Source organism: uncultured Maribacter sp. (assembly GCF_963974015.1).
GTDB lineage: Bacteria > Bacteroidota > Bacteroidia > Flavobacteriales > Flavobacteriaceae > Maribacter.
In genome coordinates this window covers 520,570-541,497 of the sequence record NZ_CAXBBZ010000001.1, presented here as the reverse complement: position 1 = coordinate 541,497, position 20,928 = coordinate 520,570, and the positions used below count along the sequence as shown (strand labels likewise).

Below are 20,928 nucleotides of genomic sequence, written 5' to 3'. Positions count from 1 at the left end.
TTTCATAATAGTTTTTAAAAACAATTTCATGTAAGAAAGCTTTACTACTTTTGCAAAACTTAAAAATGAAAAAAATGAAAAATCTAATAGTACTATTAGCTATTGCATTATTGGCTTCGTGTCAACAAGAAAAGATCGGATATGTAGATAATGTAAAGTTGATGGATGAGTACCAACAGAAAATTGATGTTGAATCAAAATTTAAAATTCAAGCTGATGCACTAGCTTCCAAAAGAGATAGTATTTCACAAGCCTTTCAAATGGAAGCACAAGCTTTTCAAGCTAAGGCACAATCAATGTCTCAAACTAAGGCACAGGAGGAATATGCCGCTATGCAACAAAAGGGTCAAATAATTGGACAACAATTACAACAACAAGATCAGCAACTTCAATTAGCCGGTCAAACTGAAATGGATAGCATCGTTTCTAAAGTTAAAGAAGAAATTAAATCTTATGGTGAGGCCAACGGTTATTCATACATATTAGGTGGTGGCGATGGTGGTAGTGTTCTCTATGGTATTGAAAAAAATAATTTAACCGATGAAATAGTTAAGTTACTTAATGAAAAATATAAAAAATAATACTTTTTTAAATTTAAATAAAAAAAGCCGGCTTTTAACCGGCTTTTTTTATTCTATAATATTTTGTTCAAATCTTTCTAGTTCATGTTCAATGTTAAACTGGTCCTTAGGAAGGAAGCCTTTAACAATTAGTACTATACCACAAATAATAAGTATAATACCTATAACCTTTTTCACTAAAAAAATTCTCTTAACAGTTAGCTTTTTCTTTAACTGTTTCGCTAATAAAATTTTAAATATATCTGTTATAAAATAGGAGAGAAGTACAGTAGCGAAAAACGTAAAAAAACGATTCGGTTGATTATCTAAATTGGGTCCAACAATAATAATAATACCTAACCAGAATACAAGAACCCCAATATTTATAAAATTCAGTAAGAACCCTTTTATAAATAGGCTTAAGAAATCAGATTTTTTAATTTTTTTGGATACTTCTGGTATTTCCTTACTACTATCTACCTTAAAAAAAGTAACTAATCCATAAATTAAAAGTATAACCCCACCAAAAACATATAACCCAGGTTGATTGCTTAAATTCTCCAGTAACTGAAAACTACTAAAATAAGCAAGAAGAATAAATAAAATGTCAGCCAATAAAACACCAAAATCAAAGGTTATTGCCGCCCGAAAACCCTTAACCGCACTTGTTTGTAAAAGAACAAAAAAAACAGGACCCACCATAAAACTTAAAAAAAAGCCTAAAGGAATCGCCGCTTGTATATCTTCTAACATGAAATTTTACATTCTTTTTATTGTACCGCCAAAGACAGTTTTTTCTTCTAATTTTTTTGGATTACCATAAACCAAAACTTCACCACCAGCCTTAACAGTTGCCTTTACATAATCCTTTGCATTGATCTCCGCCCTAGAACCAGCATTTACATTTATTGTGCAAAAATTTGTACTAAAATCTTTACCTTCATATACACCACCAGTATTGATTTGAACATCCTGTAAATTAGAAGAACCTGTTGTTCTAATAATCCCGCCAGAAACTGACTTAATTAACATTTGTTCAACTTCTGCGTTTACAATAAGCTCACCACCTTCTTGTGCTTTTAATTCTAAAACTTCTTGTTTAATATTATCCTTAGTTACTATCCTAGCATCTTCATTGACATCGATAACTAAAATTTTATCCGAGTAGTATAAATCAACAAAAGTTTTATATCCACTAAAAATCTTACCTATTTGCATGCGTATTTTTAATATACCGTCAACATTAACAATAGCAACACTGTTGGTATTTTCGCCAGAAATTATTGCTTTGTTCTCAGTAGATTTTATAAGATTAATAGATAAACCATCAAAACCTTTTAGTTCTTTAAAGGGTTCTAATTTATGAGTAACCTTACTATCCTGGCCAGTAACCAAAATACATCCGAAGAGAAACATTAAAACTAGTACTTGTTTCATTCTTTACGTATAAATTTGTTTTATAGAAAAGCAACTAACTTCAATATTGCCTTTCTAATACAGCCACCTTATACCAAATTCCGTTCCAAATTATTTTTTATCATTCGGTATCAAAGCAAAATCTAAATGCCTCTTTATTAAATCGGTACTTTTAACCATAACGGTTATCTCATCACCAAGTGTATATTTCTTCTTGGTACGTTCACCAACTATAGCATATTGCTTTTCATCAAAGATATAATAATCTCCCTTTATGTCTCGAATACGAATCATACCCTCACATTTGTTTGCTATAATTTCAACATATATTCCCCATTCGGTAACACCACTTATAACACCACGAAACTCCTCATCTTTATGATCTTGCATAAATTTAATTTGCATATACTTGATTGAATCACGTTCTGCGCTAGAAGCTAAATATTCCATATCGGAAGAATGCTTACATTTCTTCTGAAATTCTTCCTCTTTAGCTGAACTGCCACCATCAAGATAATGTTGTAATAACCTATGAACCATAACATCAGGATATCTACGGATAGGTGAGGTAAAATGTGTATAATAATCGAAAGCTAACCCATAATGACCAATATTATCAATAGTATAAATAGCCTTACTCATACTACGAATAGTGAGGGTATCGACCATATTTTGCTCCTTTTTACCCTTAACATCTTCTAGCAATTGATTTAAAGATGAACTAATAGATTTCTTATCCTTAAAATCCAATTTATGTCCAAATTTAGATACAATACCGTTCAAAGCCATTAATTTATCTGGATCTGGATCATCGTGCACTCTATATACAAAAGTCTTTTTTGGTTTTTGTTTACCAATAAATTCTGCAACCTTTCTATTAGCTAAAAGCATAAACTCTTCTATAAGTTTATTAGCATCTTTAGATTCTTTAAAATAAACCCCAATTGGTTCACTATTTTCATCAAGATTAAAGCGCACTTCAACTTTATCGAAAGATAATGCACCTTGATCCATACGTTTATCACGCATAATTTTTGCTAGTCGGTCCATTATCAATGTAGCCTCTACTACATCATTAGAAACAGTGTAAACTGAATCTCTGATAGATATATCTTGAGGAATAAGACCTTTACCAGTTTCTATGATATGTTGAGCTTCTTCATATGCGAAACGTTCGTTAGAATTGATTACAGTTCTTCCAAACCATTGATTTTTTATCATCGAAGTATCGTCAAGCTCGAAAATGGCAGAAAATGTATACTTCTCTTCATTAGGTCTTAATGAACACGCATTATTTGATAATACTTCAGGTAACATAGGTACTACACGATCAACCAAATAAACAGATGTAGCTCTTTCATAAGCTTCGTCATCTAAAATCGTTTCTTTTTCTAAGTAATGAGATACATCGGCAATATGAATGCCAATTTCATAATTTCCATTTTCTAATATTTGAAACGAAAGTGCATCATCGAAATCTTTGGCATCTTTAGGATCAATAGTAAATGTCAAAACATCTCTAACATCCCTACGTTTTAAAATTTCTTCCTTTTTAATACTAGTATCTAATCCATCGGCAAAACGTTGAACTTCTGCAGGAAAAGAATAAGGTAATCCGTATTCAGCAAGTATTGAATGTATTTCAGTATCATGTTCGCCTGGTATTCCTAACACCTCGGTCACTTTACCAAAAGGTGAATCTACATTATCTGGCCAATCGGTAATTTCAACCAAAACCTTTTCACCATCTTTTGCATCTCCCAATTTATCTTTTGAAACGAAAATATCGGTATACATTCTAAAATCTGTTGGCCTTACGAAAGCAAATGTTTTTTGCATATCTACAATACCAACAAATGTGGTTTTGTATCGTTCAATAACCCTTACTATTTCCCCCTCTAACTTTTTACTTTTACTTCTAGGGTATATATAAACCTCTACCTTGTCTTTATGAAAAGCTTTATTTATTTTATTTGATGGTATAAAAATATCATCATCCATACCTTCAACAACGATATAGGCATTTCCCTTACCTGTAATATCCACGGTACCTTCATGGTACGACTTCGTATTTTCTAATACTTTATATTGACCTCGTTCAATTTCTTGTATACGCTTCTTTTCCTTAAGCTCTGTTAACCTTTTAATTAGGATATTTCTATCTTGAGCATCAGTTATATCAATCTTTGCGGCAATCTGTTTGTAATTAAAACTTTTACTAGGTTCCCTTTCAAGAACAGTAAAAATTCCTTTTGTAATTTCATTCTTTCTATGATTATTCGCCTTTTTATTTCTCTTCGACATTAAACTTTTTATTTGTTGGAAAATTACGAATTATAATCCACTACCTATTAGTCAACCTATTATTGAAAAGTTAAGCTAATAAGTTGTTATTAACATATATATCATAATTGACATTTTTTCTTTTAAATTAAATTAAATTTTGATGATTATTATAGTCTGTTAATAACAGGTATAACTTATTTCATTTTTTCTTGACTTTATGATATACTAAAAGTTGTTGACAGAACTTTAACCTAATTGGATATTGGAAATCAGTATTTTGAGAAGTTATCACAAATGGTTTATAACCTCTATTAACATGAATTTATTAATAACTAAATGTAATTTTAATGTTAACCAGAGGTGTTTAATTGATAAAAATTAACTCATACTTTCTAATATTTTAATTCTTCTTTTGAAGATTAAAAGTGTAAGCAGATATCAACTTTAAAAAGCAAATTTTTAAGCATGTTTTTTTAAACAATTTATGCATCGAGTAAACTAGCTTATAACATAGTAATTAACAACTAATATATTTTAAACTATAACAATTGTTGTCAAGTGCTTAAATTTTGTTGTGAATGCTTGATTATTGTACCTTTATAATCCATTTTATCGATCCCCCGCACGATAAATAATGAACAATTAACCTATTAAAAATATGCTTATGAAAGTAGCTATTGGTAATGACCATGCTGGGACCGAATATAAACTAGCTATTATTGGTTTATTGAAATCTCTACAAGTAGAGGTAACAAATTATGGTACCGATGGTACTGATAGTGTTGATTATCCAGATTTTGCTCATCCAGTTGCCCAAGATGTTGAAAAAGGTAAAGTTGATTTTGGTATTTTAATCTGTGGTAGTGGAAATGGGGCTTGTATGACAGCTAATAAACAACAAAATGTGAGAGCTGCTTTATGTTGGACCAAAGAAATAACACAACTAGCAAGAGAACATAACGACGCTAATATAATAAGCTTACCTGCAAGATATATAGCCTTACCTCAAGCTCTTGAAATGATATCCACATTTTTGAATACTCCTTTTTCCGGAGGAAGACATGAACGTAGGGTTGAAAAAATTCCCATTCAATAAAGACTATTAAATATATGTTAATAACCTTTAAAAGGAATAAGTAACTAATTAAAAATTAAATAATTAGTTGATAATAGATATAAACATAACAAGTTAATTACACTAATTAATGTTAGATATTAAAGTAAAAAAATTTAATGAATTAACTATTCAAGAACTGTATAGTTTGTTGAAGTTACGAAGTGAAATTTTTGTTGTTGAACAAGATTGTGTGTACCAAGATTTAGATGGTAAAGATGCTAAGGCACTTCATGTAATTGGAATAAATAAAAATAAAGTTGTTGCATATACTCGAATTTTTAAACCTGGCGATTATTTTGATGTAGCTAGTATAGGTAGGGTTGCCGTACATAAAGACTACAGAAAGTATGGTTATGGAAAAGAAATTATGCAAGCCTCAATTAATGCGGTCAATGAAAAGTTTAAGGAACAACAAATAAAAATTTCGGCACAGACCTATCTTAATAAATTTTATACAGAACTAGGTTTTAAAGCAATTGGTGAAGGATACTTAGAAGATGGAATTCCACATATTCAGATGGTTAAAAAATAAATATAGCCGCTAAAAGCGGCTATATCTTTATATATATTATTAGTGCATTTAAATTTTAATAGGAGTTTTATTACTCAAATTTATATCCTCTAACATACTATCCGTAAACTTATAATGCCCTTTAGTAGTTATAATTCTAAAACGGTTAGAATTCATACGACTTAATGTATCTAAAAACAACCATTTCGATTTTAGTAACCTTGTCTTTGGAGATTTAAGACTAATATCGAAATAGTATTTCCTTCCATTCTTAATAGCAACAATATCTGGGGTAATATGATCTTCTTTGCCTTTTCTAGTATATGATTTGGGAGTTTCATAACCCTCCATATCGGCTTTTATATTTTCAAAACCTGTTGCTTCTAAATGTTGAATTGATTTTTCTAAAAACGCTGTATTATCTGACTTTTCTAACTTTACCATACCTAATAAGATAACAAAAAAAATGACAATTCAAAATTTTATACGTTGATTAACAATATGTTGAGATAATTGAACATATTTTAAATCAATCGCTTGGCAATCCCTTGATCAATTAAAAATTCTAATTTTAGAATTAGATTAATCGGTTTTTCAGGTTTATTGTTTTTTGAAAAATAGAGATAACCCTCAGTTCTTGTATTTAATTCCTTTATTTTTAATTTACCATGGTGCTCTACATTAGCGTCACAATAAACTTTCAAAACTTCTTTGGATATAGCTTTTTTACTTAGAAAAGAAAGCAACATTTTTCGGTTAACAAATGTTATTTTACATGAAGTAAATATGTTGGGTTCATCTTCATATATGGCAGTTGCCAAAGAGTAGATATCGGTCTTCTTATGTATATCAATAAGCCAACCTTCTTTATAGATATCTTCTTTATAGTAGCCTAATTCAAAAGCGAATGTGGGTAAATCTTCATTTATATAATCTAATTGCGCTTTTTCGTCAATATTAAAAACAGTTTTTGTTTGCTTATGGGTAAATATAAGGTCAATACCTGCCATTTGACGTTTCATATCATAAACTCGGCATGTTTCATAATAGACTAAAGTTTTTTCATAATATACATCTAAAAGATTAGAGAGTTGTTTCTCCTTTCTTAAATCAGACGTGAATTTACTTTTCACGTTGAACTAATTTTATTAGCAAGAATATTCGCTATTTTTTGAACAACTCCCACCACTAAAGCATTACCCATAAAGAAAGCTCTTTTGGTATTTGAAATTCCTTCAAGGGCAGTATGGTTTTCTGGGAACATGTTTAAACGCTCTAGTTCTAAAGGAGTTAGTCTTCTTAGCCCTTTTTTGGTCTGAACCACATGTTTAAAACGAGAAGGACTTTTACCGCCTTCGCCCGTAATTATTGTTCTTGACGCATTATCTAACGAATCTGGAAAAATCATACTTCCTTCACTATAGTTATATGAAAATCCTGTCTTGGCTGTTCGTATTTCTTTTTTTGCACCTTTTAAATATTCCCATTTTTCATATTCATCCTCAGCTATATAAAACTCATCGGGTATTTTACCTTTCTCTAGAATATCATTTAAAACGGTTCTTTTTCCATCAAAATCAGGCAGGGTTTTAGCCGTATGAACTTGTCCGGTTATAAATACACCTGTATTTTGAAAAGGGGATAATTTTCCATCTACATTAAAATTTTCTGATAGTGAAACCAAATCTTCATCAATTGTAAATGCAGTTGTTTTTGTTGAAGCACTGGTAATAGGAAAAGCAGTTGAAATTGTTCCGGTGTCAAAAATCCATTCTGTTGGTGTTATATTTTTAAATTTTTTGTAAAGCGGCGTCGACTTATGATAGCCTAAGAAGAAAATTCGTCTGCGACGTTGGGGCATACCATAATCTGCGGCATTTATTACCCTCCATTCTACTGCATATCCTAAATCATCAAGACTCTTTAGCATTATGGCAAAATCTCTACCTCTTTGGTTCGAGGGTGATTTTAGTAAGCGATCTACATTTTCTAAAAAAAGATACTTTGGCGGATTTTTCTTTTCCGATAGTATTCTATGAATACTCCACCATAACACTCCTTTTTTACCAATTAAACCCTTAGAATTTTGCAAGGTAGTAGCTACAGAATAATCCTGACAGGGAAAACCACCCACTAGAATATCTGCATCTGGTATTACTTTTGTTTCTACTTCAGAAATATCCATAGTACTATGGTTCTGTTTTCCAAACCGGGCTTCGTAAACTAGTGAGGCATGCTGTGTTTTTGTGCTGGGTTCCCATTGATTGCTCCAGATTACTTTATACTTGTCCGAGTCCTCCAAGCCCAAGCGAAATCCACCAACACCAGCAAAAAGTTCTATGACCTTAAGTTTCTTCATTTGCGATAAATTTACATAAATTCACAAGGCTAATACTATTTGAAATTTTTTTAGGTATGAAGAAAACGCTGTTACAAAAAGCTTTTGTGTTGATTTTGATAGCATTGAATATATCATGCGGCACGAATTTGGAAGAAAAGAAAATTTCTAACGATGAGATTGAGAGCATAAAAGATTTTTTTGCTCCTGATAAGCGTACGGCCCTTTTTAATGTAGATGTTTTAGAAGATCCTTCTGGTTTAAAATTGGTAGGGGAAAGTAATCTACCAAAGGCGATAGATTCTCTAAAAGCAAATTTGAAGGAGAAAGGTATTCAGTTTGTAGATGAAATTAATATACTTCCATCATCAGATTTGAAAGGCAAAACAAAGGCAATTATCAATATTTCTGCGGCCAATCTAAGAAGCAATCCAAAGCACTCTGCAGAATTAGCAACACAAGCTATTCTTGGCACAGAAGTCAATGTTTTAAAAAAGGATTCAGATTGGTATTTGATACAAACACCAGATGAATACTTGGCATGGGTAGATGCTGGCGGTATTCAATTAATGGATGAGAAAAGTTTATCTCGGTGGGAAACCTCAAATAAGATCATCTATACGAATACTTACGGTCATGCATATGATTTAACAGATAAAACAATACGAGTATCTGACCTTGTTGCCGGCAGTCTTTTGAAGGTTTTAGAGGAAGAAGAAGGTTATTATAAAGTTCAATTTCCAGATGGTAGACAAGCTTTGGTTTCTAAAGAAGAAGCAAGTGATTATACATCATGGTTGTCTAGTTTAAGCTATGATGCTAATGCGCTAATTGAAACCTCAAAATCATTAATGGGGGTACCTTATTTGTGGGGAGGGACATCAACGAAGGGAGTTGATTGTAGCGGTTTCACTAAAACTATTTATTACATGAATGGTATGGTAATTCCGCGTGATGCTTCACAGCAGGTACATGCAGGTAAACCTATAGATTCCATAGCAGATTTTAGTAAATTGGACAAAGGTGATTTGTTGTTTTTTGGTAGAAAAGCAACCGATTCGACTGCAGAAAAAGTAGTACATGTAGGTATGTGGATTGGCGATAATCAATTTATCCATTCTTCAAATATGGTTCGGGTAAGCAGTGTAGATAAGAATGCCTCAAATTATGACGAATACAATGTTAGTCGTTATTTACGAACCAAAAGATTACTTAAAGAAAACGACCCACTTTTAAAAAACTTGAGTGTTTTTAAAGATTAATAAGTTTTATTTTCAAAACTCTTTTTAAAGTAAAGCATACCAAGACAGCAATAGATTCGTTTAATGATAATTAATGTTCATTATAGATTTATGAAAAAAGCTTCCTATTACACCTTCCTTTTTTGTCTTTTAACAACTGCGCCTATACTTGCACAAAATAATCTGGCAACTTTAGAATTTAAGGACGGAAAACAACGAAAAGGTTTAGCAAAATTAATTGGAGGCGACCAAATAAAGTTCAAAAAAGCAAAAGGGCAAAAAGCCGAAAAGTTTCATTTTAGCGAGCTACAAAAAGCGGTTATTTATGATAGTGAAGAACCTTCAACGTATGTTTATATTGAAACACCTAAAGGGCGATTTAATGTTGTAAAAGAGTTAGAAATTGGTGCTGTCAATCTTTACGTATTGGAAGAAAAAGGATATGCACCCCCAATGCAAATGGGTGGCGCCAATGGTCACATGAACGTGACCGGAGGTAATTTCTACGATTTACAAAACCTTTATGTGAAAAGTGGAGAAAACGGAGAATTAACCCACCTAGGGTCGAACCAATTATTTTCTAAAAATTTTAAAAAGGCTGCGTCAGATTATTTTTCAAATTGCCCTGAACTTGTAAAGAAAATACAAAATAGAGATTTTAAGAAAAAGCACGTGAAAGATATAGTTCACTATTACAACACCAAATGTAACTTATAAAGTATCTCTACTTTAATGCGAATGCAATAATCTGATTTCCTTTTTTAGTTCCTAATTTTTCACCACCACAAGCAAGAACGATATACTGTTTGCCCTTGTACTCATATGTACTTGGTGTGGCAAATGAAGCTGCAGGCAATTCATATTCCCATAGAAGTTCACCAGTTGTTTTATTAAATGCCCTAAAAAAACCATCTTTTGTGGCAGCAATAAGCAGTAGTCCGTTTTGGGTAATAATAGGTCCGCCATAATTTTCAGTACCTGTGGTAGGAAATCCTTTTTCTTTTAGCGACATGGTTTCCCCAAAGGGAATAGACCATAAAAAATTCCCTGAATTTAAATCTATAGCGTTTAGTGTTCCCCAAGGTGGCGAAATACCGGGCAAACCATTACTATCTAAAAACTTATTGTAGCCACCATGTAAGTATGGATTCTCTTCTAAAGTGTTGGCAATTTCCTTTTTTCCTTGATGGGCTGAAGTTTGCTCCTCATTGAACAGAAATTGAAGCAAAGCATCTTTTTCTAGATTGGACAATGTTGGAAAACCGGTCATCATACCTTTTCCTTGAGTAACAATAGAGGCCACCTCTTCTTTGCTTCTCTTAAGATCAATATCTATTAGGGAAGGAAAACCACTAGCTACTAAACCTTTTCTATCTGACTGATGACAAGTAACACATTTACTACTATAAATACGCTTACCTAAAGGCATTTCTTGAGCATTTGCTTCATTGACCTTCATCTTTAAATTCCAAGCCATTTCATTGGAATTCACGTATAGAATTCCACCTTCAGGATCAACACCTGCACCTCCCCATTCAGCAGCACCATCATAACCAGGAAGCAATAATGTAGGCTCAAGACTAGGGGGACTATACACTTCTTTTTCCGCGGACTCGAAAAATTCTAAAAGCTCCTCTTTATTCTCGGCATAAGGGTTGATATCCTTTTTTGTTAGCTCATTTGATTGTCGTGCAAAAGGCTTCGGTTTTGTGGGAATCGGTTGTGTAGGCCAAGTTACTTCACCAATTAATGTTGAAGGTGAAACTTGTACTTCTTCTATATCAAACAAAGGCTCCCCTGTTATACGATCAAATAGGAAAACATATCCTTGTTTGGTGACTTGTGCCACCGCTTTTATTTTTTGACCATTATGATTTACTGTTAACAAATTAGGTGGGGCCGGAGGATCGCGGTCCCAAATATCATGATGGGTGAATTGAAAATGCCAAAGATATTCACCGGTATTTACATCTAAAGCCACTAAAGAATTAGCGTAGAGGTTGCTTCCCAAACGGTCACCACCATAAAAATCAGGGGCGGCAGAACCTGTTGGCACATAAATAATTTCTGCTTCTTCGTCTAATGCCATACCTGCCCAATTATTGGCAGCACCTACCATTGGACTTTTGTAAGCGTTGGGGTCTTCCCAAGTTTCATACCCTAATTCTCCTGGGTGAGGTATGGTGTGAAACACCCATTCTGGTTTACCGGTAATTACATTAAAGGCCATAATATCACCAGGTGCTGCATCAGAACCTTCAGATATTCTTAAAGGCATTACAATAATGTCTTTAAAAACAGTGCCAGGAGTATTAGAAATAACAAATTTTTCTTTTGCAGACTCTGGCATTCCCGAACGCATGTCTATTTTTCCATCTATACCAAAAGAGGGAATAGGTATTCCAGTGAGCGCATCAAGAGCATAAAGATCAGCACCACGTGTGCATAGAATACGCTTGTCATTTCCTTTTTCCCAGTAAGAGACACCTCTACTTGTAGAATGCCATACTTGAACCGAATCGCCGAATTGCCATAGTTCATTACCTGTTTCAGCATGAAGCGCTACTACGCGTAATGCTGCGGTTACCCCATAGACAAGGCTATCAACAACTAAAGGATTCATTTGCATTTGTCCCCAATCGGGCGCTTCGTATCGCCAAACAACGTCTAATTGCGAAACATTTTGAGGTGTAATTTGGTTAAGGACCGTAAAATGACTTCTACCAGAATCACCTAAATACGAGGACCATGTAGTATACCTTTTATCATCTTTTATTGAAGCCTCTTCTTTGCAACCGACAAGGATGCAAAGCGATAGGATATAAAATGTAAATAAATAGGAGTTAATCCTCATAAGATGCTATTTCTAATACTTAATTAGTACTTATAAATTCACGAATATCTTTACTTAACTGAATTAAATCTGGTTCGTGGGTATACATCATATGACCCGCTTCGTAGTACTTCATTTGAACACGTTCTTTCACAATTCCGTTTCTATCAAAAGTGTATTCCGCATCAAAAAAAGGAGTAATTAAATCATAATAACCACTTGCCACCATTACTTTCATTGCGGTATTTCTACGCATAGTTTCCCCTAGATCCGGTGCTGTATTTACCGGCATTGGCTCCCAATATTGAGTGTCTGGCACAGTTCTCCAGCGCCAATTTGAACCACCACCAGAGGTGATATAAGGTCTGTCCATTTTTATTTTTAATTCTGATGCAAAGTAATGGTTAAGACTTGCGGTATAGGCAGCACTAATTTGGTAGCTGGCAGCATCACCTAAATGAGGCTTTTCAGACACCTTATCTTCTTCGTCTCCCATAAATCGTCCGTCAAGACGACCAATAGCCAATCCTTTATCTAACAATAATTGCTTTTGAAAGCGACCCATTAAAATTCTTAGGTTTGAACGAAGTATATAAGTTTTGTCCAGTCCAGTAAAATAAGCAAGCTTTTCTGCGATTACACCTTTTTCTTCATCGGCAAGTAAATTGCCTTTATAAAGTGAAGGAACATAGGTGTTATAAGTAAAATCACGACATTCTTGAGTGAAACTTTCCAATGTTTTGCCTAGTCCAGCTTTTTTGTGATACCATGCGGTGGCAGCCATACTTGGTAGATAGGTAATAAATGAAGTTATATTATTTGGTTCTGATGTAGAGCCGGCATAATCTAAGGCTTGAGATATCAGTATCATTCCGTTTAATGCCATATTCTGGCCTGACCCTTCCAAAGCTTTACCAAGGGCTGCGGCACGTGTAGTTCCATAACTTTCACCTGCCAAATATTTAGGAGAAAACCATCGTTCATTTTCAGTAACCCATTTTCTAATAAATTGGGCAAAAGAATTTACATCTTCTTTTAGTCCGTAAAAGTCTTTTCCTTCACCCTTACCAACTAATCTGCTATATCCAGTTCCTACAGGATCAATAAATACCAAATCGGTAATATCTAATAGTCCATGCTCATTGTTTACTAAATTATAGGGTGCGGCCCCATCATCATTTTTGGCTTCAGAATCTACTTTTACAATTTTAGGTCCAAAAAAACCAAGGTGCAACCACATTGAAGCAGAACCTGGCCCACCGTTAAAAACAAAAGTAACAGGCCGTTTTGTAACATCGCCCATCGATGTTTTAGTGTAGGCAACCGACCAAAACGTGGCTATTGAATCGCCATCTTTGTTCGTTAGAAAAGTTTCCTTCGCAGTAGTGGTGTAATCAAGAGTTTTACCTCCAAAAACACCTTGATGTTTTGTGATGAAAGATTTGGCTTCTGGAATTGCTTTAGGGGTTGAATCTTTTTTAGTCTCTTGACTCTGTGATAGCAGACATAATAGTAAGCTAGTGGTTATTAAAAAATAGTTTCGCATAATTTGAATTGCTAAATATGTGAGGTTTTAGTTTGTCAATTTAAAAGTAGGGATAAAATACGAACAGTTACTTTTTCCATTTAAATCAATTACATTTAAGTGGAAGTCTAAATAAATAAAAAAACAATGGCTCAATTATCTGCACCAATTTCTGAACGACTTTATTCCTTAGATGTATTTAGAGGAGTGATTATGTTTTTATTAATTGCGGAAGCAGCAGGATTTCATCATCATTTTTTCGAACTTACCCAAGGCACATTTTTAGAACCTTTAGCATTACAGTTGCATCATCATCCGTGGAACGGATTGCGGTTTTGGGACTTAATTCAGCCTTTTTTTATGTTTATTGTGGGGGTAGCTATGCCTTTTTCGCTGCGAAAACGTCTTGCAACAGGTAATAGAAAAAATGTAACTAAGCATATTTTAAAACGATGCTTTCTTTTGTTCAGCTTTGGTGTCTTATTGCATTGTGTTTATAACCATGCCTTGGTTTGGGAATTATGGAATGTTTTAGTGCAATTGGCTTTTACTATTTTAATAGCCTACGCCATTATGGGTATGTCACACAAAAATCAAATAATTATATCTACCGCACTTTTGATATTGACAGAGTTGTTGTATAGAGGCTATAACATCGAAGCACCTTATGTAGAAGGGCATGATAGTTTCGGCTCTTATGTTGATATGTTGGTTATGGGAAAGGTAAATAGTGGATATTGGGTTTTTGTAAACTTTATCCCTACAGCTGCTCACACTATATGGGGCGTACTATGTGGACAACTATTATTGCAGAATAAATCGACAGCCTATAAACTAAAAACTTTTCTAATTTGTGGAATTTCGATATTGATTATTGGGTTTGTCTTAGATATTTTAAATATCACACCTATTATAAAACGCATTGCCACCTCCTCTTTTACCCTAGTTTCAGGTGGTTTGGCCATCTTAACCTTAACCTTTTTCTACTGGGTTATAGACGTAAGGGCCAACCATAAAAAATGGGGTGCTGTATTTTCGGTTGTGGGCACTAATGCTATATTTATTTATCTTTTTGCCGAAACAGTAGGTGTACAATGGTTTAGGGATTTTGGTTTAATTTGGACGGAAGGGTTATTAGCCCCATTTGGGGTATCTGAATCGTTGATTCTGGTATTGAACTCACTGCTTGTATTATTTATTTTTTGGTTCATCACCTACTTTTTAGATAAGAAAAAAATCTATTTCAAAATCTGAAATATTTAGTATAAGAAAACACAATATTTGAATTCTGCATCTAATTATATAGTTGTGGTATTAACATCACACATTTGTTATACTACAATATAAAATGCGCAAATCAAGCAATATTCGTTATATTCAAAAGTAAAAGGAGGTATTATGAACAATAAAAAAGGGGCGTTTTTAATTTTCATTAGTCACCATTCTTTAATTCTTATTTTTCTTACGACGTTATTACTTTTTGAAACAGGTGAATTACGAGGGCAAAAACCTTTTGAAGGCAAGTCTATTTTAGCTGTATTTGCACATCCAGATGATGAAAGTACGATTGCACCAATTTTGGCAAGGTACACTAGGGAAGGCGCTAAAGTTTATTTGGTGATAGTTACCGATGGCAGATATGGCACCAATGATTTTCATGATCATTTAGCGGGTGAAACTTTGGTTGCTACCCGTAAAGAAGAAATGAAGTGTGCCGCCAATCAATTGGGTGCAGAATTGATACACTTAGATTATCACGACCAGTTAAAAGCTGATGAAGGCTATGATGGCCATGTACCTCACGCAAGGGCTATTGTTTTAGAATTGAAAAATATTATTCAGAGAATTCGGCCAGATGTTTTAATCACTTGGGGACCAGATGGTGGCTCAACCCATATGGACCATAGGTTGGTAGGGGCATCGGTAACCCAGGTATATTTAAGTAGTGAATGGCAAAAGCCAATGTCCTTGTTCTTTTATGGCACACCTTCTGAATCAATAGATGACGTTGACACCAAAACACTGAGAGGACAACATAAGAAATACTTAAGAACTAAAATTTCATATTCAGCGGCAGATCTTAGTACGGCATTTGATTCCTACAAATGTCATTTTAGTCAAATAGACCCTAATTTAACCAAAAAAGAATTTATGAATCGAAGAAGTAAAAACGAACGAATCATTTATTTGAGAAAGTTTGAAGCACCATCAAAAGATGCTGATTCTCTCTTTGAATAATTAAGTTTTGGATTACATAAAAATCATCCGATTAAATCTAAAAAACCAATAAATGAAAAAAGTAGTACTTAAAACAAGATTCCTTTATACAGCTTTACTTTTCATAGTAGGTTGTAGTATAACAAAATCTCAACAAACAGAAGGTGATTGGGAAACTCTGTTTAATGGGGAAAACCTAAAAGGATGGACCACAAAAATTCATCATTATGAAGTTGGTGATAATTATGGGGAAACCTTTAGAGCTGAGAATGGTATGGTAAAAGTGCGCTATGATCAGTATGAAGGTGAGTTTAACGAGCGTTTTTCACATTTGTATTATGACAAACCCTTTTCAGATTTTCATTTGACCATGCAATACAGGTTTGTTGGTGAACTTTATCAAGGAGCGCCAGAGTACACTTTGAAGAATAGCGGTATTATGTTCCATTCACAAGACCCAAAAACGATGCTTAAGGAACAAGACTGGCCTATCTCTGTAGAAATGCAATTTCTGGCAGGTATAGAAGAGGGTAAGGAGCGGCCTACGGGCAATATGTGCTCCCCGGGCACAGATGTTGTCTATGAAGGTAAAATAGACCCTAGACACTGTATTAATTCGAGTTCAAACACCTATTTTGGAGATCAATGGGTAACAGCCGAATTAATTGTATTGCACGATTCTTTAATTACGCATATAATTAATGGAAAAACGGTTTTGCAATACACGAAGCCACAAATTGGTGGAGAAGTAGCGAATGGTTATGACCCAAAAATCAAACAAGACGGCAAGCCTTTAAAAGAAGGGTTAATAGCATTGCAAAGTGAAGGCCAACCTATTGATTTTAGAGATATTAAAATCAGAAATTTAAAAGGGTGTACAGATCCTAAAGCTAAAAACTATAAAGAGTATTATATTGTTTCAGATGCTAAATCTTGCTCTTATAATTAAAGGGTATCTACTTTAAAATACCATTATACTTAGAAGTGTTTCCTAATAATTCTGTTGCAGCTAAAATAGCTTCATCGTTATTTAGATAATACCGGTATAAACCATCTCTATAGAAGTATCGTTTTACGATTTCATCTTCTAGGTTTTTTTGAATCTCACTTTGGTACTTGTCAAGGGCATTAATTTTGCCTTTTTCTATATTAGCCAAAAGTGTTTTATAGCTATCCTTAACATCGCTTCCTAAAAAATCATTTTCATCTCCTGAGAGTGCTTTTTTAATAGCCTTTTCTGCTTTGGTCTCAAAAGAGAAACTACTTTTCTTTACTTCATTTTTAAAAGCACTAAAATCGTCATCTGTAAATTTAAAATCTGTAACCGAGTTATATTTATGCGCATAAAAATAATTGGTAACATAATCAAAAATAATGTTGTTTTGAAGTAAGGCCAATGTAAGGTCATTAGTTTTAGAGGTAGCCACTTCGATGTCAGGAAGAATTCCCCCACCATCTTGTACTTTTCTGCCGTTTCGGGTAGCGAAATCAGTATATGTTGTGTTTCTTACTGCATTGCCACTTTCGTCTCTATTCCAATAATCCAATGCTTGAATACAGCGACCAGAAGCAGTGTAATATCTTGAAATGGTTACTTTTAATTGTGTACCGTATGTTAATTTTAAGGGGCGTTGAACTAGGCCTTTTCCAAAACTTCTTGCTCCCATGATTACCGCCCTATCTAAATCTTGCAAGCTGCCCGATACAATTTCACTTGCCGAAGCACTGCTGCCATTTACTAAAACCACTAAAGGAATATCCTCATCTACAGGTTGATTATTGGTATGATATTCACGATTAAATTTTTTAACTTTAGATTTAGTTGTTACCACTAATTCCCCTTTGGGAACGAAAAGATTAGTCACATTAATAGCCTCAGAAAGTAACCCGCCAGGGTTATCCCTAAGGTCTAGTATTATTTTTTCGGCACCTTTTCCTTTTAAGTCCAGCAAGGCGGCCTTTGTTTGTTCAGATGCTTTTGCATTAAATTTTGCCAATACGATATAACCAGTTTTATCATCGATCATATTAAAGTAAGGAACCGCATCAACTTCTATACCTTCTCGAGTAATAGTTGTTGTATTTGTTTTGCCCTGTCTTTTATAAGTTACGGTCACTGTTGAACCGTTAGCGCCTTTTAAGAGCTCACTGGCATTTTCTTCGAAATCAGCCACTTCGATATCTCCAATCTGTATTATCTCGTCTCCCGCTTTTAAACCAGCCTTATCTGCCGGATATCCTTGGTGTGGTTCTATAATTAACAGTTTATCTTTAAATGAGCGAACCATTGCACCGATGCCAGAATATTCACCCGCATTATTTATTCGATAGGTTTCAACATCTTGTTCGTTTAAAAACTTGGTGTACGGATCCAATTCCTCTAACATGTTTTTAATGGCGGTATCCATTAATTCTGCAGGGTTCGTTTCATCCACATAATTCATGTTCAATTCTTTGAACAGGGTGGTGAAAATTTCTATTTGCTTCGCTATTTCAAAAAAGTCACTTTTATAACTACTTCCTACAAAAAGAAAGACAATCGCTATAATAGGTACAAGTACTTTTTTACTGAGTATTTTTTTCATTAATCTGGAGCTTAAACTTGTTCAATACGAGCTTCATTTTCTGGTCTAATAGCTCAAAGGAGGGCATATCCTTACCAAGGTATAAAAATAGAAACGCAAAGTTTGCATCTGTATTGTTAAAAACCAATCCTTTATTAAGTCTGTAAGACTCACGTAATAGACGCTTTATTCTATTTCTTTTAACGGCACTTTTAAAATTCCTCTTAGATACGGTAACTCCGGTTTGTATAGGAGTCTCCTTCTTTTCGGTAGAGATATAAATTAATTTCAACGGATATACCGAAACACCCTTGCCTTCCTCAAACAATTGTGTGAAGAGCTTTTTACTTTTAAGTTTTTCCTTTTTACCGAAGGATAAATCCATTCCCAAATTATTATTATAAAGATTTTACCCCTTAAAAAGGAAGCATTGATATCTTGAACAGTGCCATATCCAATTACTCCGCTTGCCAAACATTGTTTTCCAAATTAATGTCAGCCATTAATTGTGATGGATCTATAACAATAGCTTTTATGGAAGAAATAGGTTTGTTTATTACAAAATCATAAGTAGGATAGGCCCAAGCCCAATCTTTAATTACAGTTCTTTCTATACCTTCATATGGGTTTTCTTTTTCACCCCGCATCATACGTAAAGGAGCATAAAAAGTTTCCCTGCTATCGTCATTGTAAACAACAAGAATATCCAAAGGCATTGGCATCAAACCGATGCGTTCTAAAGTTACTTTAGTACTATTATCTATTGCGGCAACTTCTTTTATGCCATAATCAATGGTGTTCGTTGTTTGGGTCCAATCGGTTAAATACCAATCTAATTCAAAGCCAGAGACTTTTTCTGCAACTCGCTTAATATCGTTAGGAACCGGATGCTTAAACTTAAAATCAGTATAGTATTTTCGAATGGTCTCCATTAATTTATCCTGACCGATAACATAGCCTAATTGAGATAAGAAAATAGAACCTTTGCTATAAGCGGATATGCCGTAAGCGAAATTAAGACCATAACGATCTGCATGGGTCGTCTGTGGTTGTTCTTTACCCGAAAGCGCTAGATTTCTATACCCTTTGTAGGCGCCCTCAAAAGGATTGTCCTTATCCAAGTCCATTATCTCGCTCATACAAAGTTTAGAGATAAAGGAAGTAAATCCTTCATCCATCCACTCGTGTTTTGCTTCATTGGTCGCCAATATGTGCTGAAACCAAGAATGTGCCATTTCATGGGCCATAACACCTACTAAGCTGCCAAATTCACGGTCACCTGTTATTAGGGTGGACATGGCATATTCCATACCGCCATCACCACCTTGTATTACAGAATATTGGTCATAAGGATATTCGCCTATATTCTTATTAAAAAACTCCATAGCTTCAACTGTTTTTGGTTGAAGATTTTTCCAGTTTTCTAAGATTTTAGGATCGTTTTTATATAGAAAATGTATTACCGGACCATTAGGAACCTTTTGAATATCGTGAATGTATTCAGGATCTGCCGCCCACATAAAGTCATGAACCATTGGCGCTTTAAAATGCCAGGTTAATGTTTTCCCTTTTTGCTTTTTGCTTTTTGTTCCCGGTGTTTCATAACCGTGCCCTATTTCATTAGGGTTTTGAAGATAACCAGTACCACCAACTGTATAATTTTTATCTAGGGTTAATTTCACATCAAAATCACCCCATACACCTTGAAATTCACGTGCTATATAAGGGTCTGCATGCCATCCTTCAAAATCATATTCTGCAAGTTTTGGATACCACTGGCTCATAGACAACGCAACACCTTCTTCGTTATTTCTGCCAGAACGTCTAATTTGTAGAGGAACTTGACCATTGAAAGACATGTTAAAAGTAGATTTGCTGCCCGACGCAATTGGTGAAGCTAGGTCAACGACTAACACAGTGCCTTCTTCAGAAAATATTACTTTCTTATCATCTTGTGTTAAAGAAGTAGGGTGTAGATATCCCATTTCACTTTCAGATAGGGTAGAAATCCTACTTTTCTTTTCTTCTGTTATCATACGACTATCAGGATCAGCAATGGTTTGCAAACGAATATCCATTTCACTACCTGGTTGAAAAGCATTGAAATATAAATGGAAGTAAACCCTTTTTAATTCATCTGGCGAATTATTGGTGTAGACCAATGTTTGTGTTCCGGTATATTGAAAATTATCCACATCCATATCCACATCCATGGTATAGTCTACATGTTGTTGCCAGTAGTCAGTTTTATTCTGAGCCATTAACCCAATAGTGAATAATGCGATAAAAAAACTTAAAATTGATTTAGTCATATGTATTT

19 protein-coding genes are annotated in these 20,928 nt (G+C 34.1%); 8 read left to right on the top strand and 11 right to left on the bottom strand.

Features of this window, described 5'->3' with window-relative positions:
- Positions 1-74: 74 nt before the first annotated feature.
- Entirely contained in the window at positions 75-581 is a 507-nt protein-coding gene (locus AACZ41_RS02400) for an OmpH family outer membrane protein (RefSeq protein ID WP_339626129.1), read from the top strand.
- A 48-nt stretch (positions 582-629) separates the two neighbouring features.
- Here the strand turns inward: AACZ41_RS02400 and AACZ41_RS02395 are convergent, their stop codons facing one another.
- The 3 genes from AACZ41_RS02395 to rnr all read right to left on the bottom strand — a co-directional run bounded on the left by AACZ41_RS02395 (position 630) and on the right by rnr (position 4,280).
- Positions 630-1,313, bottom strand: coding sequence for a LysE family transporter (locus AACZ41_RS02395; RefSeq protein WP_339626127.1), 684 nt, complete (start codon positions 1,311-1,313; stop codon positions 630-632).
- A 6-nt stretch (positions 1,314-1,319) separates the two neighbouring features.
- Positions 1,320-1,997 carry a head GIN domain-containing protein gene (locus AACZ41_RS02390; protein WP_339626125.1) on the bottom strand — a complete coding sequence of 226 codons (678 nt, stop codon included), beginning with the start codon at positions 1,995-1,997 and terminating at the stop codon, positions 1,320-1,322.
- Positions 1,998-2,087: 90 nt separating this feature from the next.
- A complete protein-coding gene (gene rnr, locus AACZ41_RS02385) occupies positions 2,088-4,280 on the bottom strand; it encodes a ribonuclease R (RefSeq protein ID WP_339626123.1) in 2,193 nt (730 codons plus the stop codon).
- Positions 4,281-4,926: 646 nt separating this feature from the next.
- Here rnr and AACZ41_RS02380 point away from each other — a divergent pair.
- Positions 4,927-5,358, top strand: coding sequence for an RpiB/LacA/LacB family sugar-phosphate isomerase (locus tag AACZ41_RS02380; protein WP_339626121.1), 432 nt, complete (start codon positions 4,927-4,929; stop codon positions 5,356-5,358).
- A gap of 109 nt (positions 5,359-5,467) precedes the next feature.
- Positions 5,468-5,911 (top strand): GNAT family N-acetyltransferase, encoded by a 444-nt coding sequence (locus AACZ41_RS02375; RefSeq protein ID WP_339626119.1) that lies wholly within the window; start codon positions 5,468-5,470, stop codon positions 5,909-5,911.
- Between the two features lie 48 nt (positions 5,912-5,959).
- On the opposite strand, the gene AACZ41_RS02370 is transcribed toward AACZ41_RS02375, so the two are convergent.
- The 3 genes from AACZ41_RS02370 to dcm form a co-directional block, all read right to left on the bottom strand.
- The gene (locus AACZ41_RS02370) at positions 5,960-6,334 is read right to left on the bottom strand and encodes a hypothetical protein (protein WP_339626117.1); all 375 of its coding nucleotides are present in this window, start codon (positions 6,332-6,334) and stop codon (positions 5,960-5,962) included.
- A gap of 80 nt (positions 6,335-6,414) precedes the next feature.
- Positions 6,415-7,023 carry a hypothetical protein gene (locus AACZ41_RS02365; protein WP_339626115.1) on the bottom strand — a complete coding sequence of 203 codons (609 nt, stop codon included), beginning with the start codon at positions 7,021-7,023 and terminating at the stop codon, positions 6,415-6,417.
- Positions 7,020-8,249, bottom strand: a complete 1,230-nt coding sequence (dcm, locus tag AACZ41_RS02360; RefSeq protein WP_339626114.1) for a DNA (cytosine-5-)-methyltransferase — start codon at positions 8,247-8,249, stop codon at positions 7,020-7,022. Before dcm ends, AACZ41_RS02365 begins: the two co-directional genes overlap by 4 nt.
- Before the next feature lie 56 nt (positions 8,250-8,305).
- On the opposite strand from dcm, the gene AACZ41_RS02355 reads away from it, so the two are divergent.
- Together AACZ41_RS02355 and AACZ41_RS02350 are read left to right on the top strand one after the other, a co-directional pair.
- A complete protein-coding gene (locus tag AACZ41_RS02355; RefSeq protein WP_339626112.1) occupies positions 8,306-9,490 on the top strand; it encodes an SH3 domain-containing C40 family peptidase in 1,185 nt (394 codons plus the stop codon).
- Positions 9,491-9,580: 90 nt separating this feature from the next.
- Positions 9,581-10,186 carry a hypothetical protein gene (locus AACZ41_RS02350; protein ID WP_339626111.1) on the top strand — a complete coding sequence of 202 codons (606 nt, stop codon included), beginning with the start codon at positions 9,581-9,583 and terminating at the stop codon, positions 10,184-10,186.
- Positions 10,187-10,193: 7 nt separating this feature from the next.
- Here AACZ41_RS02350 and AACZ41_RS02345 read toward each other — a convergent pair whose 3' ends face one another.
- Both AACZ41_RS02345 and AACZ41_RS02340 read right to left on the bottom strand, forming a co-directional pair.
- Positions 10,194-12,323: a PQQ-binding-like beta-propeller repeat protein gene (locus tag AACZ41_RS02345; RefSeq protein WP_339626109.1), complete on the bottom strand. Its 2,130-nt coding sequence runs from the start codon at positions 12,321-12,323 to the stop codon at positions 10,194-10,196.
- A 19-nt stretch (positions 12,324-12,342) separates the two neighbouring features.
- Positions 12,343-13,848 (bottom strand): peptidase S10, encoded by a 1,506-nt coding sequence (locus AACZ41_RS02340; RefSeq protein ID WP_339626107.1) that lies wholly within the window; start codon positions 13,846-13,848, stop codon positions 12,343-12,345.
- Between the two features lie 126 nt (positions 13,849-13,974).
- Between AACZ41_RS02340 and AACZ41_RS02335 the strand changes: the two genes are divergently transcribed.
- From AACZ41_RS02335 to AACZ41_RS02325, 3 genes are all read left to right on the top strand, one after another.
- Positions 13,975-15,081 carry a DUF5009 domain-containing protein gene (locus tag AACZ41_RS02335; RefSeq protein WP_339626105.1) on the top strand — a complete coding sequence of 369 codons (1,107 nt, stop codon included), beginning with the start codon at positions 13,975-13,977 and terminating at the stop codon, positions 15,079-15,081.
- A 144-nt stretch (positions 15,082-15,225) separates the two neighbouring features.
- Complete coding sequence (locus AACZ41_RS02330; RefSeq protein WP_339626102.1) at positions 15,226-16,065, top strand: PIG-L family deacetylase; 840 nt, start codon at positions 15,226-15,228, stop codon at positions 16,063-16,065.
- Positions 16,066-16,117: 52 nt separating this feature from the next.
- A complete protein-coding gene (locus tag AACZ41_RS02325) occupies positions 16,118-16,993 on the top strand; it encodes a DUF1080 domain-containing protein (protein WP_339626100.1) in 876 nt (291 codons plus the stop codon).
- Positions 16,994-17,000: 7 nt separating this feature from the next.
- Here AACZ41_RS02325 and AACZ41_RS02320 read toward each other — a convergent pair whose 3' ends face one another.
- From AACZ41_RS02320 to AACZ41_RS02310, 3 genes are all read right to left on the bottom strand, one after another.
- On the bottom strand, positions 17,001-18,629 hold the full coding sequence (locus AACZ41_RS02320; RefSeq protein WP_339626098.1) for a S41 family peptidase: 1,629 nt from the start codon (positions 18,627-18,629) through the stop codon (positions 17,001-17,003).
- On the bottom strand, positions 18,610-18,993 hold the full coding sequence (gene rnpA, locus AACZ41_RS02315; RefSeq protein WP_339626096.1) for a ribonuclease P protein component: 384 nt from the start codon (positions 18,991-18,993) through the stop codon (positions 18,610-18,612). Before rnpA ends, AACZ41_RS02320 begins: the two co-directional genes overlap by 20 nt.
- A gap of 73 nt (positions 18,994-19,066) precedes the next feature.
- Positions 19,067-20,920 (bottom strand): M1 family metallopeptidase, encoded by a 1,854-nt coding sequence (locus tag AACZ41_RS02310; protein ID WP_339626094.1) that lies wholly within the window; start codon positions 20,918-20,920, stop codon positions 19,067-19,069.
- Positions 20,921-20,928 lie beyond the last annotated feature (8 nt).